This window comes from Bradyrhizobium sp. USDA 4532 (genome assembly GCF_024171315.1).
Lineage (GTDB): Bacteria > Pseudomonadota > Alphaproteobacteria > Rhizobiales > Xanthobacteraceae > Bradyrhizobium > Bradyrhizobium australafricanum.
The window spans coordinates 1,801,221-1,817,983 of the sequence record NZ_JALJZN010000001.1 but is presented as its reverse complement, the minus strand read 5'-3'; the positions used below and the strand labels follow the sequence as shown (position 1 = coordinate 1,817,983).

The following is a 16,763-nucleotide window of genomic DNA, read 5'->3' as shown; positions in this document are numbered from 1 at the left end:
GCGTATGGCGATGCCGGTCCCGGATATCGCTTCGCTCATCCGGGCTACGAGGCTTCCGATTCGTGCACGAGCAAACGTTCCGAAGGTCGCAGGAGGGTGAGAATCGGTCACTCACGTTCCAAGGCCGGCGGCTGCCATGCGTCGATCGCCGTCTCCGGGTAAATCTGCACCGAGCCGGGCTCGAAGTAGCTCTCGATCGCATATCCGAGCCTGGTCAAATCCGTACGATACCAACCAACGATTCGACCGCGCCATGATGCTCGCCCTTTCTTGGCGGCATAGTCACCCATTTGAAACTTTGCATCTGCGGGCCACGGATCGACCATCTCGCCTCCGACCGAATTGCCTTGAAAAGAAGACATTATGGCCGACCCATCTACGTCCGCAACGGGTCGATTTCGTCCCGCCGATCTCGGTCTGACAGCGGCAATGATCTTGCCAGCTTCACACCAATCTCTTCGCGATCGAGGTGCAGCGAAGGCGGCCTGAGCGAAACGAACAAGCACGTAACGAGTAGGGTGGGTTCGCCAACGGATCGCGCGGAACGCGTGTCCGATGATAGACTCCTCGTAACCCGCCGCTCGGCGTTACCGCGACGTAGGGCGAATTACGCTGCGCTAATCCGCCCTACGAGCCGCGAGATGCTCATCGCGTCGGTCTCGTTTGGTAGACACCTGAAAATGAGACGTTTGTCCCGCCGCAATGGAGGTTGTCGCCGACAACCAGTAACTTGCCGACGAGCTGCATCGTGACCTGACAGTCGAGTTCGTCCGTCCCGTCACCGAATTTCATCTTATCGTCTGAAGGTTTTGCTTCGTAATCAAGCTCGCCGGAATGGGTGCGGCTGCCCGAACCCCAAATGGCCTCGCCCTTGATGGCCAGCTGACCTCCCTCTTTCGATTTCGAGATGCGAATGACGTTGTCGTAGGCACGCCACTCGCCGAGCCAATCCCGTTCTGCCGGTCCTCGTATGTCCTCCTGCCACGCAAGCCTTTCGATCTCGATCCAGCCGACCGTCTCAGTGCCCTTGCGAGGTTGAAACCAACTGCATGCGAACTTGCCTGACGTCCGGGAAACAATGACTTCATCGTTGCGAACGACATAAGTTTTCAGACGACAGGCTTGGTCGTCGGGGCAACGCTCGTTGCCGTCGCCGCGGAAATAGATCCTGTCGCCGGCTGCGCCTTTGATCTTCGCCAGCCTGTAGTCGGTGCTCTCGCGCGGGAAATATCCGTTCCGACAAATGTTGTCGGCGTTGCCCTTGAGCTGGCCGGATGCGGGCGAGGTTTGGAGAATGCTCCATGCGAGGAGTCCGAGCGAAGCCTGGACAACGCGTCTCATTGGGTTTTCACCTTCGATTCATTTTCCGCATGGAATGCGGCAGGGTAGCGGGGCGGTGATTCCATACTAATTTGGTCCGACAAAGCGCCGCAGATCAATCGCATGAAAACGTGATCAATCAGTTGTTGCCATCGCGTAGGGCGGATTAGCCGAAGGCGTAACCCGCCGACCTTTAGCTCATGGAGCGAAGGCGGAAGCGTAATCCGCCGAAGTTCTCGCATTGTTCTCGGAAGGATTCACAACACCATCTGTTGGTCAACCTCAGACAATGACGAAGAACTTTTCTTTTCCCTTCTACTGTATGCCAAAGTCTGCTTCTGCCGCGCAACGGGACAAGGGAAAATCAGAAATCATGATCATGGACCGTGGAATTGCCGACGCCGGTGCGATGGGCGAGGGCGCTCTGCCCGGATCTCGGTCGGGCTTTCTCAACCGCCGGGCGTTCCTGGCCGGCTCTGCTGCCGGTCTCGCCGCACTGAGCCTGGCCGGTTGCGCATCCGACTACATGACCCTGGCCGAGGCGGAGAAGGTCTACGGGCCCGTGCCCGACGAGAAATTCCCGATCCCCGCGGTCGACGTCAGTAAGGTCGATCCGAAATATTTTCGCAAGACCGTGAAGTACCACAGCGATGAGGCGCCCGGTACGATCATCGTCGATCCGAGCAAATACTATGTCTACCGCATCGAAGGCGAAGGAAACGCGACCCGCTATGGCGCCAATGTCGGCCGCGATGGGTTCCGGTGGAGCGGGGAGGCTTATGTCGGGCGCAAAGCCGAATGGCCGACCTGGACGCCGCCCAAGGAGATGATCGCGCGCCAGCCGGAGGCGGGCAAATATGCTCGCGGCATGGCGGGGGGTCTCGACAATCCACTTGGCGCGCGCGTGCTCTACCTCTACCAAAATGGGGTGTACACGCTTTACACGATCTATAGCACCAGCGCCCCCGAAACGATCGGGAACGGTATTACGAGCGGCTGTACCGGCCTCCTCAGTCAGGACATGATCGACCTCTATTCGCGGACGCCCGTAAAAACGAAGGTGATCGTGCTGCCGGCGTAGACGGCGTCGACCGCAGGCTCCAGCAAGGGGCGGGCTAGCGAAGCATAACCCGCCGTGACTGTTGCGCGCGAAACAGCGGATTACGTCTTCGGCTATCCGATCGACCCTTTGCTGGACGGGACCTACAAGCAGCAAAAACCAGTCCGAATCTCCGCTTATCCGCAACCAGCAATCAAGCTGCTTTCCTGCGCCGGCGTCGAGGCGGTGCCGCAGGCGCAAGTGCATTCTCCACGACGGCTTTGGTGATAAAATGGCCCCGGAGCCAGCCCGACAGATATCTTGCCAGATCACGATTGTGGCCAGTCCGCAGCAAAATCTCGCCAAGTAACGGGGCCCAATCGCGACTTCGAGCACTCAGGAAGATTTCGAGACTCAGACCGATGGCAGCTCTCGTTTTCACCTCGTCTAGCGGATTGTCCGGAGGCCAGAGCAGCGTGATGAAGCTGACGAGGACGTTCAGATGAGAGACCATCTCAGCGTTCGGGCCGCCAAGGCATCGCAACGCCGCTTGAAGTCCGGGAAGACCGTCCTCATCCTGGCGTGCAATGAGATAGAGCAAGGGAGCGTTCAGCACGACGTGATCGTGCGCATTCCTGGCCAGGCCGACTACCGCTCTCGCGTATTCGGAAGGAGCCAGCTGCCTAGCTTCAGTGGCGGCGAGAAGCGCGGCTTGCAACCAGGTCCCAGCAGTTCCTGTGGCTTCCGCCGCCAACTGGCGGAACCGCATGTCGTCGGACAACAGAAGCGCGTCGCTCCGGGCGGCAAGGAAGGCGGCATCGAGGAATCGGCTGCCACACACGGCAAGTAGGTTTTCCGTCGTCTCAGAAACGTCATCCGGCACCAGGACCTGAACAACTTCGCACTTCTGCTCAATGCAATCGCGGATGCGATTGATCGCCCCGATCTGGTGATCGCGATATTCGTCCGTCACCTCGTTCCGGTAGAACTGCCCGTCCTGGTAGCTAATGGTCATCTGACGGCGGCCACGACCGTCGTTTTCGCGCCGGGTCATCCGGTCTATCATTGTCATTGTTGAAGTCGGCGTCCGAAGGCTGCCGAACCATGCTTTCAGCACTGGTAGGATCCCGATTTCGGCCGCCACCCAAGCGGTATAGGCATCGAGGACTGCACCTCTCCCCCGATGTTGCCGCGCCAGCCTGACGGCCCCAATACGCTCCGGTAAATTCCCAGCACACGTAACGACCCGGCCGCCCAATTTACGCACGAACTGGGCAAAGCTGACGACGTCGCCGCCGAGCCCTCGCGCGATGAATGCGAGTGGGAGGGCCTTATCCATGTAGACTTGCGCGTTCTTGACGTTCTCTTCGGCGCTTCGGCGGACGACATCGAGAACACTGTCGATGTTGTCTTGGCCGACCGTGAACCTGGCTAGCCCGGGCTTGCCCGGAAAACGGGTTTCGAACTCCTCGAAAACGCGATGCTGAAGGTGGAGATACTTGGATTTGACCTCGACGACCCTCCAGGTCTCGGGCTGATCCAGGCCGAACTTCGGTATCGCGAACGTCTCGCCGCGGCGCAAGCCCATCACGCGAGTCGCGATCCCGGACGTCGCGGCTTGAACGTTCATGCCAAAGAAGTCGCCGCCCTCGTCGATCACGAAGTCCTGCCGCAGGCCGTCGGGTGCCTCGACGGCGACGTAAGTACCCAGACCCGCGGTCGTTGCCGTGAACATCGGGTTGACCTCGTACATCAGGCCCAGTCCGGCGTAACCCAATGCAATGTTGGGGTTGTTCGGATGGCGACGGACGAGGTTGTAGGCGGCGACGTAGGCCCGCTCGAAGTCCCCTTGGCGCAGCGTTTCGTGCGCCAGTCGCATGATGTGCTCGGGAACGCCGACCAGGCGCGCGAGATCGACTCCCCGGATTACGGCTTCGGCGCCGACAATGTCCGCCGATCGGTATAGAGCATCATAAATGCGAAGAGCGACGAGCGCGTCCGTCGGATCTTTGTCGCGGAGATGGCGGAGCAGCCTGATCGCTTCGGGAAGCTTCCCAACGTCGACCAGGACGCTCGCGTGTGCGCGGGCGATCGGGTGAGAGTCCCGAAGACGGGCAGGCAGCCGGGAGAAGAAGGTAAGATTCCGCTCGCGGTGCGGATGCTCGTTGGCATGCGCGACGGAGAGCAACTCGAAGTCCTTCTCGAAGCCTTCGAACGGAAGGTGTCCATCCAAGAGCTGGATTACCGCGGCTGGTGAGCCGGCCCGATCGGCTTGGTGCGCGACCATGAGGCGCGTAGCGATATCGCTGTATTCCGGAATTGCTTCCACGGCGGCTTCGAACGCCGATTCCGCGACGTCGCTCAATCCGCTCGCGGTGGCGACCTGCGCGATCAGGACGAGGCCGCGCGCGCTGTCCTTGAATTTCGAGATCAGATCCATCAACGGCGCGGGATCCGCCGGACTTCCGTCGGATGGTCTGCCGGCCTCCGCGATCGGGGCAAGTGCGATCGCAGCTTCGGTTACGCGCTGTTCGTGATCCGGAATATTGGCCTTGCCGAAGAGCTCGACGGCATCCGACCACCGGTTCTCACCGATTGCAATCACAGCGGCGTGGAAGGCGAGATCAGGATTGCTCGGTACTAGGGCGATGAGGCGGAGAGCAAGGTCGGCTCTGCCGAAACTCAACGCGATGGTCACGCCGTTGAGTAGGACGCCCGGCTCGTCAATTTTTGCGTCGGCCATACGCTCGACGTGAGCCAGCGCCTTTTCCCGATCGTGTAGGAAGCGGTAGGCGATCATGGCGACGGACAAGGTATAGATCGCGTCGTCGAAACGGCTGGTCAGCAACCATGGCTTGGATTGCCAGTCCGCTTCTAGCACCGAGGCAGCCGCGGTAAGCCTCGCGCGCTGATCGGCAGTGAAGATTAAGGTCCGTGACGCGTTAGGGTCGCGCGATATCTCATCGACGTCAGCGAAGGCTGCCAGCATCTTCAAGTGCTCGGAGTTGGGATGCTTGGCGAGCGCCTGTCGCGCGAAATCCCACCATTGCGGAACGAGGTTACGGCCTCGAAGAAACGCGGTCTGCGCGATGAGAAGGCTTTCCTTGTCACGCACGTCGTTCGGAATGCCATCCAGGCCGTCGGTGACGCTGGCGACCTTGGCCGCAATTTGTGGCAGATAGGAAGCGAGGACTTCGTTGGTCGGATCTGCATCCAACCGTTCCCGGCCGAAGCGATATGCCTCGTCGGCGTCTCCTCGCACGAACAGGGCAAGGGTGCGATTCGCGATCGCGCGTGGATCGTTCGGTGCTTCGTCGTACGCGTCGAGAAGCCATTGGATCGCTTCGACGCCTTCCCCGCGCGCGAGATGTTGCAGTCCGATGTTTGCCTTCGCGCGGTAGCGGATGGTGTCGCTGGCATCGGCTGGGAGACTATCCATGAAGCTGTGAAACAGCTTCAGATTGGTGTCCGGATCCGCAGTCTTCGCACCGTCCCGCAGGCGGTCCAACTGGTCCGAAAGGTATTGTTCATGCGCTGGAACAACGACCTCTTGGACCTGCACCAGCCCAGCGGTCAGACCTGCAGTCACGAGCACGCTCATCATCTCGCTACGGATCTGAGCTAGGTCGGGACCTTGATACTGGTTGACGGTGACCGTTGCATTTCCACCGGCTTTCGCATCGATGCGAAGACCGGCAGCAGTTTGATCCGTGTTGGAGACCGGCGCGCTGTTAGGACCAGCGAGCGCGCCGGCTATTTTCCCGGATATCTTCCCGTGTCCAGATGCAGGCCCTCGATAGTGACGTCTTCACCGGCCTTGACTTTCGCCACGACTTCGCGGGCGCCCTTGATGTCGCGAATGAAGGCATTGCCGCCCGCCTCGATATCTAGACCGACCCGGGATTGCGCGGCGCTTTTGGCGACGGTGTCGGCCTGCATCGCTCGGACGAGCGCCTCGACAAACGGAGCGAGCTCGGACGCCTCGTCGGGTCGCAGGTCATCGTCCACGCAACGCGTAAGATCCTTCCGCCCTTCCTCGTGAGTCGCGGGACTCTCGAGTTTTGCCACTGCGGTCGAGGCCCGTGATCCGAACACCTCGCCGACCTTCTCTTTCAGCTTGCGGTAGGCGTCCTTGGTCACTTCTTTGACGGTCTCGGTACCGACTAGGTTTGCGCCGGCGATAAGCAGAGTGGTGAGCGTAATCGGTTCGGGCATAGCGCTATCGATTCATGTTTCGTTCGGTTTGCGATTTCGCGGCGAAGCCGAAGCTCGCCGCGATCCTTCTTGTTACTGCCGGCGCTTAGAGAGCCGGAGAAGAGCACTCGATTGGGATTGGGGACCAACTTTCTCCGCCGCCGCTCCCGGAGGGCTGATGAACGCTGTCTACCGCCTCACGAACACCCCGTCGTGGACCCGCAAGTGTCGCACTTCATACACGTCCCATTCCGCACCAGCGTGAAGTTGCCGCACTCCGAGCACATCTCGCCTTCGTAGCCCTTGGCCTTCGCTTCGGCGCGACGCTCGGCCTTGGACGGGGCGGCGGCTGCGGCGGTGCCGGGCTTGCTCCAGTTCAATGCCTCGAGCTTCTCGGTCGGCGAGAGGTCGTGGCTGACTTCCTGCTTCAGGGCGACCGCGCCCTCGACAGTGTCGGAGGCGCCGCGCGACGTTGCGCCGTGAGAGGCGAGCGCGGTGACGCGGCTGCCGGCGGGCGCGTTGTCGGCGCCCTGGCTGACCGCGGCCGAGCCGCCGCGCATGACGACGAGGTTGTCGGTGCGCGACCGGGTCAGGCCCTTCGACAGGTACTTGGTCGCCTGGTGCTGGGCGGGGGCCTCATCCGGCTCCTTGCCTTCCTCGACGCCCTTGCCGAGCGCGTCGAAGCCAGACTCGTTCGGATCGACATGGGCGAGATCGAAGCGCGCCATGTAGCTCACCGCGAGCTCGCGGAAGACATAGTCGAGGATCGAGGTCGCGTACTTGATCGAGTCGTTGCCCTGCACCGGACCCGCGGGCTCGAAGCGGGTGAAGGTGAAGGCGTCGACATATTCTTCCAGCGGCACGCCGTATTGCAGACCCAGGGATACTGCGATCGCAAAATTGTTGATGAAGGAGCGCAGCGCCGCGCCTTCCTTGTGCATGTCGATGAAGATCTCGCCGAGCCGGCCGTCGTCATATTCGCCGGTGCGCAGGTACACCTTGTGGCCGCCGACCACCGCCTTCTGGGTGTAACCCTTGCGGCGATCGGGCATCTTCTCGCGCTCGCGCATCACGACGATGCGCTCGACCAGCTTCTCGACGATCTTCTCCGAGACCTGGGCGGCACGCGCGGCCATCGGCTTCTCGTACAGCGCTTCCACCGCATCGTCCTCGTCCTCATCGTCGGCGATGAGCTGCGAGTTCAGCGGCTGCGACAGCTTCGAGCCGTCGCGGTACAGCGCGTTGGCCTTCAGCGCCAGCTTCCACGACAGCAGGTAGGCGGACTTGCAGTCCTCCACCGTGGCGTCGTTCGGCATGTTGATGGTCTTGGAGATCGCGCCCGAGATGAACGGCTGCGAGGCCGCCATCATCCGGATGTGGCTCTCGACCGAGAGGTAGCGTTTTCCAATCTTGCCGCAGGGATTGGCGCAGTCGAACACGGGATAGTGCTCGGCCTTCAAATGAGGCGCGCCTTCCACCGTCATCGCGCCGCAGATGTGCACGTTGGCGGCCTCGATCTCGCGCTTGGTGAAGCCGACGGCCTGGAGCAGGTCGAAGCCGGGGGCAGCGATAGCCTCGGCGCCGATGCCGAGCTGGTCGCGGATGAAGTCTTCACCGAAAGTCCACTTGTTGAAGGCGAACTTGATGTCGAACGCGGTCGGCAGCGCCTTTTCCACCTTGGCAATGGCTTCATCGGTGAAGCCCTTGGCCTTCAGGGTGGAGGCATTGATGCCCGGTGCATTCGACAGCGAGCCGTGGCCGACGGCGTAGGCCTCGATCTCCGCGATCTCGCTCTCGCGATAGCCGAGCGCGCGCAGCGCCGACGGCACCGCCTGGTTGATGATCTTGAAGTAGCCGCCGCCGGCGAGCTTCTTGAACTTCACCAGCGCGAAGTCGGGCTCGATGCCGGTGGTGTCGCAATCCATCACCAGGCCAATGGTGCCGGTCGGCGCCACCACGGTGGTCTGGGCGTTGCGGTAGCCGTTGACCTCGCCGAGCGCCAGCGCGTCGTCCCAGGCCAGCCTGGCATGGGTGACGATGTCCGCCTGCGGGCAGGAGGCGTGATCGAGCGGCACCGGGTTGACCGACAGCGCCTCGTAACCGGTGGCGTTGCCGTGGGCGGCGCGGCGGTGGTTGCGGATCACGCGCAGCATGTGCGCCGCGTTCTTCTTGTAGCCCGGGAAGGTGCCGAGCTCGGCCGCCATCTCGGCCGAGGTCTTGTAGGAGATGCCGGTCATCACAGCGGTCAGCGCGCCGCACAGCGAACGGCCTTCCTTGCTGTCATAGGGCAGGCCCATGGTCATCAAGAGGCCGCCGATGTTTGCAAAACCGAGGCCGAGCGTGCGGAATTCGTAGGACAGCTCGGCGATCGCCTTCGACGGGAACTGGGCCATCATGACCGAGATTTCGAGCACGATGGTCCAGAGCCGGCAGAGGTGCTCGTAGGACTCGATGTCGAACCGCTTGGTGGTGGTGCTGTAGAACGTCAGCAGGTTGGCCGAGGCGAGGTTGCACGCCGTGTCGTCCAGGAACATGTATTCCGAGCACGGATTGGACGCGCGGATGTCGCCGGACGCCTTGCAGGTGTGCCAGTCGTTCATCGTGGTGTTGAAGTGCAGGCCGGGATCGGCGCTCGCCCAGGCGGCGTAGCCGATCTTCTCCCAGAGGTCGCGGGCCTTCAGCGTTTTTGTGACTTTCCTGGTGGTGCGGCCGACCAGATTCCAGTCACCGTCCGTTTCCACCGCGCGCAGAAAATCGTCCTTCAGCGACACCGAGTTGTTGGAGTTCTGGCCGGAGACGGTGAGGTAGGCCTCGGAATCCCAGTCGGTGTCGTAGGTGTCGAACGAGATGTCCTTGTAGCCCTGCTTGGCGAACTGGATGACGCGCTTGATGTAGTTGTCCGGCACCAGCGCGCGGCGCGCGAGCTTGATCTCGCGGCGGAGCGCCGGGTTCTTCTCGGGATCGAAGCAGTCGTCGCCGCTGCCTTCGCAGTTGACGCAGGCCTTCATCACGGCCTTGAGGTGCTTCTGGTTGATCTTGGAGCCGGTGACGAGGGCCGCGACCTTCTGCTCCTCCTTCACCTTCCAGTCGATATAGGTCTCGATATCGGGGTGATCGGCGTCGACCACGACCATCTTGGCCGCGCGGCGGGTGGTGCCGCCGGACTTGATCGCGCCCGCGGCGCGGTCGCCGATCTTGAGGAAGCTCATCAGGCCGCTTGAGCGGCCGCCGCCGGACAGCTTTTCGCCTTCGCCGCGCAGGCTCGAGAAATTGGAGCCGGTGCCGGAGCCGTATTTGAACAGGCGCGCCTCGCGCACCCAGAGGTCCATGATGCCGCCCTCGTTGACGAGGTCGTCGCCGACGCCCTGGATGAAGCAGGCATGCGGCTGCGGATGCTCATAGGCCGACTTCGACTTGGTGAGCTTGCCGGTCTTCCAGTCGACGTAATAGTGGCCCTGGCCGGGGCCATCGACGCCATAGGCCCAGTGCAGCCCGGTGTTGAACCACTGCGGCGAGTTCGGCGCGACCATCTGTTTTGCCAGCTGGAAGCGGAGCTCGTCGAAGAAGGCGAGGGCGTCTTCTTCGGTGGAGAAGTAGCCGCCCTTCCAGCCCCAATAGGTCCAGCAGCCGGCGAGGCGATCGAACACCTGCTTGGCCGAGGTCTCGCCGACGATGCGCTCGTTCTCCGGCAGGAGGCCAAGCGCCTCGGTGTCCGGCACCGAACGCCACAGCCAGGACGGCACGGTCTCTTCCTCGACCTTCTTCAGGCGCGCGGCAACGCCCGCTTTACGGAAATACTTCTGCGCCAGCACGTCGGAGGCGACCTGCGACCAGAACTCCGGAACCTCGACGTTCTCGGCGCGGAACACGACCGAGCCGTCCGGATTGCGGATCTCTGATGTGGTCAGGCGGAAATTGATCCCGGCATAGGGAGATTGTCCGCTGGTGGTGTTGCGTCGTTCGATTCGCATGGTCGAGCCCCGTCTCTTCTTCTGCCCGGCCCCACGTTTCCCCGCAGGTGCCGGAATGTTGTCTGTTCGCGGACTTCGGAACACGCGTCAGCACGCCTCCCGTCATCCGCAGCTCAGCCGGTGGATCCGGCCTGTTTTCTCTCATCCGCTGGGCACCGGTATGACCGGTCCTGCGGCGGCATCGTCCCGGCGCGGCGCCCGACTGGTCGGGTGCTCCGGGTCATGCATTCAACGCCCCAAACGCTTCACGCGACACGTCACGCGTACGCTTCTTGCGGGCCGGTTACGGCCTCTGTTTCCGGGTCCTTCGCGGCCCGTTTGTCGTCCCCGACGCGGCCCCAAAATCAGGGCAGAAAAGCCCTTCACCCGCGGCCCGAAGGCCTGGCGGAGTGGTCATTTTGGAACCCTTGTGGGAGCGACCGGCGGGGACCCAAACACACTCGCGCCGAACAGGTTGAAAGCTAGGCCATGTCCGTCACGCCCGTCAAGGACTAGTACGAGTTTCTGAATCAAACACTAAATATGGTGGAAAGAGGGGGATAACAGGGGTCGGTGCCGCGCCTGTGATCGGGCCAACTATCGGTGAGTCCTCAGGGATTCCCAAGCCAAAAAAATTCCTATCGCCTGTGGATCGGAGCTTCGCCCCGCTGTTCACAGGCGAAGTTTTTATTCGCGGTCCCGGATTGAATTTTGGGGACTCACGTAGGCCTACGGGCAAAGTACGGATCAGGCATGTCAGAGCCGTGATGGTCGGGCGACAAAATCGCGGGCAAGGTGAGGCCGACTCACATCCTTTTCACACCCTTGCCGGGTTCCATGACAGTCCAGAAGCCTCAAGCGCGGCCGCGCCTTGCGCCCGCCGGCCTGATGTTCCTCGCCATCACCTCGGTGGGCTGGGGGTTCAACTGGCCGTCCACCAAGTTCCTGCTCGGCGAGCTGCCGCCGCTGACCTTGCGCGGCACCACCGGGGTGATCGGCGCCGTGCTGCTGGCGGTGCTGGCGCTGATCCGCGCCCAGAGCCTGCATGTCGAGAAACGGCTGTGGCCGCGGCTCGTGCTCTATGCGACGCTCAACGTCACCGGCTGGATGGTGCTGATGGGGCTGGCGCTGCTCTGGCTGCCGGCGAGCGAGGCCGCGCTGATCGCCTACACGATGCCGGTATGGGCCTCGCTGCTGGCCTGGCCGGTGCTCGGCGAGCGGCCGACGCTGCTGCGGACCATCGCGCTGGTGATGGCCTTTGCAGGCCTCGCCGCGATCATGGGCGGCAGCGGCATCACCGCAAGCAAGGAGAAGCTGCCGGGAATCATCATGGCGCTCGGCGGCGCCTTCGGCTTTGCGCTCGGCACCGTGCTGGCCAAGAAATATCCGCTGGTGATGCCGCCGATCCCGGCCGCGGCCTGGCAGATCGGCCTCGGCTGCGTGCCGATCGCGATCGTCGGCATGATGATCGAGACCACGCATGTCGACCGCATCACGACCGTCGGCTGGTGGCTCCTGGTCTATTCGACGCTGATCCAGTTCTGCGTCGCCTATGTCGCGTGGTTTGCCGCGCTCGCCCGCCTGCCGGCCTCGGTGGCGGCGATCGGCACCATGGCGGTGCCTGTGATCGGCGTGGTGGCGTCCGCGGTCGCATTGCACGAGCCGCTGGGGCCAAGCCAGATCGTCGCGCTGCTGTTCACGCTCGCCGGCGTCGCGCTGGCGACGAGGTAGCTCACATCACTCGCCGAGCGCCTGCTGCAGCATGCTGGCGAGCTGCGCCTTGCGGTAGGGCTTGGCCAGCAGCAGCACGCCTTCGTCGAGGCGGCCGTGATGCACGATCGCGTTCTCGGTGTAGCCCGAGGTGTAGAGCACCTTGATGCCGGGGCGGCGTTTTTGCACCTCGTCGGCGAGCTGGCGGCCGTTCATGCCGCCGGGCATGATCACGTCGGTGAACAGGAGGTCGAACTTCTCGCCCTTGTCGACCAGCGCCAGCGCGGCGCGGGCGTCGGGCACGGCGATGGTCTTGTAGCCGAGCGCGCCTAGCTGCGTGACCACATAGTTGCGCACCAGCTGGTCGTCTTCCACCACCAGGATGACTTCGCTGCCGCGCCGCACCGGCTCCGGCGGGGGCGCCTCGACCTCGACCTGGCCGCGGGCAGGGGGCAGATAGAGCTTGATCGTGGTGCCGTGGCCTTCCTCGCTGTAGATCTTGATATGTCCGCCGGACTGCTTGACGAAGCCGTAGACCATGCTCATGCCGAGGCCGGAGCCCTTGCCGACTTCCTTGGTGGTGAAGAACGGCTCGAACACCTTGTCCTGCACCGCGTGCGACATGCCGGTGCCGGTGTCGCTGACCGCGAGCAGCACGTAGCGGCCCGGCGTGATGTCGGGATTGACAGCCGCATAGGCGTCGTCGAGCACGATGTTGCTGGTCTCGAACAGCAGCTTGCCGCCGTTCGGCATCGCGTCGCGGGCGTTGATCGCCATGTTGAGCAGCGAGTTGGCAAGCTGCGACGGATCGATATGGACACTGGCGACATCGGGCGCCAGCACCGAATTGATCTCGATCTGCTCGCCGAGCGTCGGCCGCAGCAGCTTGGCGATGTCGACCACGGTGCCGTTGATGTCGACGGTGCGCGGCTCCAGCGGCTGGCGGCGCGCGAAGGCGAGCAAATGCTGGATCAGCTCGCGGCAGCGCTCGGCGGCGCGGTCGATCAGCTCGGCGGTTTTCGCGAGCTGCGGCTGGGCGCGCAGGCTGTCGACCAGCGTCTCGGTGGTGCCGGTGATGACCGTCAGCATGTTGTTGAAGTCGTGCGCGACGCCGCCGGTCAGCTTGCCGATGGCGTCGAGCTTCTGTGCCTGCTGCAGCTTGTGCTCGGTTTCGCGCGAGGCGGTGATGTCGTGATAGATCAGCGCCGCGCCGGTGACGGTGTCGTCGCCATCGCGCAGCGGCCGGCCCGACACCACGAGGTGAATCTCCGGCGCGCCGCGCACCGGCTTGGCGACGAATTCCAGCCCGTCGAATTCCTCGCCGCGCAGCGTCCTGGCCGACGGCATGTCGTCGGCCTGCATCGGCGTGACGCCGTCGGACTGGAACACGTTGCTCATGGCGCGCAGCTGCCGGACCGTCATGCCCGGCTTGTAGCGCAGCATCTTCTCGGCGGCCGGGTTCGACAGCAGCACGGTGCCGGCGCTGTCGATCACCAGCACCGCCTCCGCCATGGTGCGGAAGGTGGTTTCCATCACCGAGGTGGAACGGCGGAGCTCTTCGAGCGCGGCACCGAGATCCTTGGTGCGATCGGCGACCTTGCCCTCGAGCGACAGATTGGTCGCCTTGGTCGCGCTGAGCGCGCCCTGCAGTTCGCGGCTGGCGCGCCGGGCCGTCACCGTCAGCGCGATCGCGAGCAGCAGGATCATCGCCACGCCGGCGAGATCGATCATCAGCAGCAGCCGTCCATTGGTCTTGGACTGGTCGGTGCGAATCCGGAGCAGGCGGCGCTCTTCGGTGACCAGGCGGTCGAGCGCCGCGCCGACCTTGTCGGTCAGCGCGCGGCTCTCGCCGGCGGAGACCAGCGCCGCGGCGCCGGCCGTGTCGCCCGCGCTGCGCAACCTGATCAGCTCGGCGCCGAGCGCAATGGCACGCTGGACCTCGACCCTGGTGCCCGTGATCAACTGCGCCTCCTCGGGGGCCGACGTCACCGCCGCCATCAGATCGTCGAAGGCCGCGGTGAGGGCTGCGCTCTGCTCGCGAAACTCGTCGGCAAAGGACGCATCGCCGGTCAGCGCGAAACCGCGCGCCGCGCTCTCGACGCTGCGCGGCAGCTGACGCGCGTCCGAAATGCGCTTCAGGATGCTGAGCGTGCGATCGACCGAATCAATCTCGCTGCGCGACTTGACGTCCAACCCGATCGACGCCGCGCTGATGACGAGGAGGATCGCAAGGCCGCTGCCGAGAATGAGACGCTGGGAAGCCATCGAGGATTAGTACGAGCAATTATTTCGAAAGACGAGCGGAAGGTGCATACTTCGCAAGACATTCGTTAACGGCGGCAATCAGCGCCTGCGGGGTGAACGGCTTGCGCAGGCAGGCGGACGCGCCGAGCTCGATCGTCATCCGCAGGAAGTCCGGCGCGCGATCGGCATTGGCGAAGGCATAGCCGGACATCGCGATGACGGGAATATCGGGGGCACGCTCGTGGAAGACGCGGATCGCCTCGAACCCGCGCATATGCGGCATGAAGACGTCGACCAGCATGACGTCGAAGGTGGCCTGCTCGAGCGCGCGCATGCCGGCTTCGCCGCCATCGGCGACGGTGACCTCGAAGCCCTGGCGTTGCAGACACACCTCGATGGCAACGCACACCATCGGGTCGTCATCAACCACGAGAACGCTCGGCACGATGCATCCTCTTTCTAACGGCCTCGCGTGCCGGCGACTCGCTTGGCCTGTTCGTCAATTAAGGCGGAACCTAGACGGAAAGTCTGTATCATAGAATGCATATGCTGTTTGCTGACAAGCAGATTTCCAGCTAGCCGTGACACATCACCTGTATTTGTCCATCCCCTTTACGACAGGTCCATGACCGCAGTTCCCATCGCCGGCCGCGCCCCGCTGTCACCGCTTGGCGTCGCATTCCTGGTGGTCGCCTCGATCGGCTGGGGACTCAACTTCCCGATCATGAAGTTCCTGCTCACGGAGTGGCCGCCGCTGTCCGCGCGCGGGCTGTGCGGCGTGGTCGGCGCGGTTGCGCTCGGGCTGGTCGCGCTGGTGCGGGGACAGACGCTGCGCGTGCCCGACGGCATGTGGTTGCGGCTTGCTTTGGTGTCGACACTGTCGATCGGCGGCTGGGTCGCGTCCATGGGCCTCGCGCTGATCTGGCTGCGGGCCAGCGAGGCGGCCGTGCTCGGGATATCGATTCCGGTGTGGGTCGCGCTGGTGGCCTGGCCGGTGCTCGGCGAGCGTGTGTCGCTGCCGCGTGCGCTTGCGCTTGCGGTGGCGCTCGCCGGGATCGCGGTGCTGATCGGCGGCGGCGGCATCGACGCAAGCCTCGGCAAGCTGCCGGGGATTCTGTTCGCGCTCGCCGGCGCGGTCTGCGTCGGGCTCGGCACGGTGCTGACCAAATCGTTCAAGCTCGCGATGCCGCCGCTGTCGCTCGCGGCCTGGCAGCTTGCGATCGGCTGCGTGCCGATCGCAATCATCGGCATCATGATCGAGCAGCCGCAGCTCGCCGCGCTGTCGCAGTTCGGCTGGGCGTCGATGATCTACATGACGCTGATCCAGTTCTGCCTTTGCTATGTCTGCTGGTTTGCGGCGCTCGAGCGATTGCCGGCGGCGACCGCGTCGATCGGCACGCTGCTGGTCCCCGTCGTCGGCGTGCTTGCGGCAGCGGCGATGCTGCGCGAGCCGCTCAGCACGAGCGACATCGCAGCGCTCGTGGTGACGTTCGCGGCCGTCGCGGTCGCCTTGCGCACATAAGACTTGCGTACATGAAAAAAGGGCGGCGCTGGCGCCGCCCTTTTGCAATCAAGAATTCAGGCCTTCATTACGGGCAGGGATGCCGCCGGCCGTCATAGCCGAGATAGGTGCCCGAGGCAGGATCGTAGGACCTGTAGCGCTGCGCGCAGTAGCTGGCGCCGCCGCCACTCGGCACCTCCACGGCAACAGACGGTTCATCGTAATAGCCGTAGCTGTCGTCATAATAGCCGGGGCCGTAGCCATAGCCGGAGCCGTAATAAGCGCCCGAGGCGAGGGCGCCGCCGACGACCGCACCGGCCACCGCGCCGGGCCAGAATCCGCCGCCACGATGATACCCGCCGTGCCAGCCGCCACCGCCGCGCCAACCGCCGCCGCCACCACCGGCCCAGTGACCACCGCCACCGCCGCCGTGCCAGCCGCCGCCACCGCCGCCGCCCATGGCACCTCCGCCTCCGCGGCCGCCGCCAAAGCCGCCACCACCGCCGCCGCCAACGTGGCCGCCGCCGCCGCCCATCGCACCCATCTGTGCGGCAGACTGGGCGAACGAAACGGTCGGCGCCACAGCCAACGGCAGCGCAAGCGCCAGAGCCGCGGCGGTGCTCAGAACCTTCATATTGATCATTTTGGACTCCATCAAAACGGTGAATGTCTAACCATCTCTGTGATCGGACGTTCCCGTGCTCCACATTGATTGTGGGTCATCTTCGCGTAGCCGGCGGCTCATGTATGGCACCTGAACAAAACTCCTCGTGAGCGCGTCATTTGGTCGCCAAACGGGTGCATA

At 63.7% G+C, this 16,763-nt stretch carries 11 protein-coding genes; 3 read left to right on the top strand and 8 right to left on the bottom strand.

The window, feature by feature from the left end; genetic code table 11:
- Window positions 1-107 precede the first annotated feature (107 nt).
- Both J2R76_RS08740 and J2R76_RS08735 read right to left on the bottom strand, forming a co-directional pair.
- A complete protein-coding gene (locus J2R76_RS08740; protein WP_063790162.1) occupies window positions 108-362 on the bottom strand; it encodes a hypothetical protein in 255 nt (84 codons plus the stop codon).
- A gap of 283 nt (window positions 363-645) precedes the next feature.
- Window positions 646-1,341, bottom strand: coding sequence for a hypothetical protein (locus J2R76_RS08735; protein ID WP_076832166.1), 696 nt, complete (start codon window positions 1,339-1,341; stop codon window positions 646-648).
- A 352-nt stretch (window positions 1,342-1,693) separates the two neighbouring features.
- Between J2R76_RS08735 and J2R76_RS08730 the strand changes: the two genes are divergently transcribed.
- Window positions 1,694-2,401 carry a L,D-transpeptidase gene (locus tag J2R76_RS08730; RefSeq protein WP_253623927.1) on the top strand — a complete coding sequence of 236 codons (708 nt, stop codon included), beginning with the start codon at window positions 1,694-1,696 and terminating at the stop codon, window positions 2,399-2,401.
- A gap of 172 nt (window positions 2,402-2,573) precedes the next feature.
- On the opposite strand, the gene J2R76_RS08725 is transcribed toward J2R76_RS08730, so the two are convergent.
- From J2R76_RS08725 to J2R76_RS08715, 3 genes are all read right to left on the bottom strand, one after another.
- Window positions 2,574-5,963, bottom strand: a complete 3,390-nt coding sequence (locus J2R76_RS08725; protein ID WP_253623926.1) for a hypothetical protein — start codon at window positions 5,961-5,963, stop codon at window positions 2,574-2,576.
- A gap of 149 nt (window positions 5,964-6,112) precedes the next feature.
- Complete coding sequence (locus J2R76_RS08720; RefSeq protein WP_076832174.1) at window positions 6,113-6,574, bottom strand: hypothetical protein; 462 nt, start codon at window positions 6,572-6,574, stop codon at window positions 6,113-6,115.
- Between the two features lie 176 nt (window positions 6,575-6,750).
- Complete coding sequence (locus J2R76_RS08715) at window positions 6,751-10,524, bottom strand: vitamin B12-dependent ribonucleotide reductase (protein ID WP_076832177.1); 3,774 nt, start codon at window positions 10,522-10,524, stop codon at window positions 6,751-6,753.
- Window positions 10,525-11,340: 816 nt separating this feature from the next.
- Here J2R76_RS08715 and J2R76_RS08710 point away from each other — a divergent pair.
- Window positions 11,341-12,234, top strand: a complete 894-nt coding sequence (locus tag J2R76_RS08710; RefSeq protein WP_076832180.1) for a DMT family transporter — start codon at window positions 11,341-11,343, stop codon at window positions 12,232-12,234.
- Window positions 12,235-12,240: 6 nt separating this feature from the next.
- Here the strand turns inward: J2R76_RS08710 and J2R76_RS08705 are convergent, their stop codons facing one another.
- A complete protein-coding gene (locus tag J2R76_RS08705; RefSeq protein ID WP_057019973.1) occupies window positions 12,241-14,478 on the bottom strand; it encodes a CHASE3 domain-containing protein in 2,238 nt (745 codons plus the stop codon).
- Window positions 14,479-14,497: 19 nt separating this feature from the next.
- A complete protein-coding gene (locus J2R76_RS08700) occupies window positions 14,498-14,902 on the bottom strand; it encodes a response regulator (RefSeq protein ID WP_026192708.1) in 405 nt (134 codons plus the stop codon).
- A gap of 180 nt (window positions 14,903-15,082) precedes the next feature.
- Between J2R76_RS08700 and J2R76_RS08695 the strand changes: the two genes are divergently transcribed.
- Complete coding sequence (locus tag J2R76_RS08695; protein WP_076832182.1) at window positions 15,083-15,979, top strand: DMT family transporter; 897 nt, start codon at window positions 15,083-15,085, stop codon at window positions 15,977-15,979.
- Between the two features lie 67 nt (window positions 15,980-16,046).
- On the opposite strand, the gene J2R76_RS08690 is transcribed toward J2R76_RS08695, so the two are convergent.
- Window positions 16,047-16,601, bottom strand: coding sequence for a BA14K family protein (locus J2R76_RS08690; protein ID WP_253590373.1), 555 nt, complete (start codon window positions 16,599-16,601; stop codon window positions 16,047-16,049).
- Window positions 16,602-16,763 lie beyond the last annotated feature (162 nt).

Bases quoted from the DNA above. Each gene is read 5' to 3' on its own strand.
- J2R76_RS08740 (WP_063790162.1), bottom strand. From the start codon at position 362: ATGTCTTCTTTTCAAGGCAATTCGGTCGGAGGCGAGATGGTCGATCCG.
- J2R76_RS08735 (WP_076832166.1), bottom strand. From the start codon at position 1,341: ATGAGACGCGTTGTCCAGGCTTCGCTCGGACTCCTCGCATGGAGCATT.
- J2R76_RS08730 (WP_253623927.1), top strand. From the start codon at position 1,694: ATGATCATGGACCGTGGAATTGCCGACGCCGGTGCGATGGGCGAGGGC.
- J2R76_RS08725 (WP_253623926.1), bottom strand. From the start codon at position 5,963: ATGATGAGCGTGCTCGTGACTGCAGGTCTGACCGCTGGGCTGGTGCAG.
- J2R76_RS08720 (WP_076832174.1), bottom strand. From the start codon at position 6,574: ATGCCCGAACCGATTACGCTCACCACTCTGCTTATCGCCGGCGCAAAC.
- J2R76_RS08715 (WP_076832177.1), bottom strand. From the start codon at position 10,524: ATGCGAATCGAACGACGCAACACCACCAGCGGACAATCTCCCTATGCC.
- J2R76_RS08710 (WP_076832180.1), top strand. From the start codon at position 11,341: ATGACAGTCCAGAAGCCTCAAGCGCGGCCGCGCCTTGCGCCCGCCGGC.
- J2R76_RS08705 (WP_057019973.1), bottom strand. From the start codon at position 14,478: ATGGCTTCCCAGCGTCTCATTCTCGGCAGCGGCCTTGCGATCCTCCTC.
- J2R76_RS08695 (WP_076832182.1), top strand. From the start codon at position 15,083: ATGACCGCAGTTCCCATCGCCGGCCGCGCCCCGCTGTCACCGCTTGGC.
- J2R76_RS08690 (WP_253590373.1), bottom strand. From the start codon at position 16,601: ATGATCAATATGAAGGTTCTGAGCACCGCCGCGGCTCTGGCGCTTGCG.